Source organism: Oleiphilus sp. HI0043, from assembly GCF_001634935.1.
Genome location: NZ_LWEY01000602.1, coordinates 1 through 1,373 on the forward strand (window position 1 = coordinate 1; position 1,373 = coordinate 1,373).

Genomic DNA, 1,373 nt, shown 5'->3' on the forward strand with positions numbered 1-1,373 from the left:
ATAGTGGCTGAGATAAACTTAAGTAATAGTTTTTTTGCTTGTAGCTATTGTCGCTTGAGCTTAAGCCATTTGAGTTTGTATGGCTTAAGCTTGCTCTTGCATTGACAGTGGGTAGTAGACCTGCAAATTCAATTTTTTGGCCTTCTTGTTCGGCCAAATAAGCTGACTGAGCAGCAAAGATCTCTGCGTCATAGTTCTCGGCTTTCTTATATAGGCTTAAAAGGTCGGTACTTTGTGCCGACGCAATAAATGGCAGCGTCATGCAAGAAAGAAAGGTTGAAATAAGCAGCTTTGATGTGTGCTTCATAGTGTCCTCTTTGATCGGGCGTACGGTATAGGAACCTAAGGCTGAAAATAAGCTTTGGCTCGATGGTTTCATTATGGACAATCTATATGAAGAACTCTAGACTTCCTTGGCGCAAATACCTGTCTTGTGCAGCATGTAGATGTTTGTATGTCCCTCAATAAATCGCAAAAACAGTATATTTAGTTCGAAAAACGCTAGCCTCAGTTCGAGCTGAAAGGAGAAATAATGTCGACGATCAAGCTTCAATATGGCAAAGAAGATTATCAGCTAATTGGCCGTGAGTCCTGCTTTGAAGGCTTCTTTCGCATGGAAAAGGTTACCCTGAAACATCGCTTGTTTGATGGTGGCTGGAGCCGGGAAGTCAGTCGTGAATTGTTTATTCGGGGTGATGCCACTTGCGTTATTCCCTACGACCCAATGGAAGACAAAGTTGTGCTGCTGGAACAATTCAGGCCGGGCGCAATACTCGAGGATCAATCACCCTGGTTGCTGGAGTTGGTTGCAGGGATGAATGATGAGGGCGAGCACCCGGAGAATGTTGCACGCAGAGAAGCGCAAGAGGAGGCGCGCCTGGAATTAGGCGAACTTGAAAAAATTTGTGAATACTTGGTCTCGCCGGGCGGCACTACAGAGAAGGTCTATCTCTGTGCTAAAGTCAGTGTTCAAGGTGTTGGTGGCGTGTTTGGTCTTGCTGAAGAAGATGAAGATATCAAGGTACACTGCCTAGACTTTGAAGCAGCTTATAAATTGGTCGAAAATGGCACCATTAACAATGCTGCCGCTATTATGGGGCTTCAATGGCTGGCCTTAAACCGGGAACGCTTGCGAGAGCAGTGGCGCTAGACTAAGGGGAGAGTATTATTTTAATGCGTAAAAAGTATGTCCCCGACTTGGTTCAGCTTGGCGCGACCTTTGAAAGCAACTATAACCGCCTAATTCGTTTGATTCGAATGATGGGCGATGTTGAACGGATTCGCTTCAGCTTACATAACGGCATGTCTTACGTTGGGCAAGTACATATGACGCTTGTTGAGTCTTGTAAATATACCGATACTTTTTTGCTTGA

2 protein-coding genes and 1 pseudogene are annotated in these 1,373 nt (G+C 44.9%); 2 read left to right on the forward strand and 1 reads right to left on the reverse strand.

Annotation, left to right across the window (positions count from 1 at the left end):
* Positions 1 to 307: TolC family protein (locus A3729_RS07420; protein WP_369820104.1), on the reverse strand; the 307-nt coding region annotated here is incomplete at its 3' end.
* Between the two features lie 225 nt (positions 308 to 532).
* Between A3729_RS07420 and A3729_RS07425 the strand changes: the two genes are divergently transcribed.
* Together A3729_RS07425 and A3729_RS07430 are read left to right on the forward strand one after the other, a co-directional pair.
* Complete coding sequence (locus tag A3729_RS07425) at positions 533 to 1,150, forward strand: NUDIX domain-containing protein (protein WP_068633532.1); 618 nt, start codon at positions 533 to 535, stop codon at positions 1,148 to 1,150.
* Positions 1,151 to 1,173: 23 nt separating this feature from the next.
* Positions 1,174 to 1,373, forward strand: a pseudogene (locus A3729_RS07430) (hypothetical protein); the annotation flags it as partial.

What these genes read in the sequence shown, in the direction of transcription:
- A3729_RS07425 (WP_068633532.1), top strand. Translation starts at nt 533, where the DNA reads ATGTCGACGATCAAGCTTCAATATGGCAAAGAAGATTATCAGCTAATT.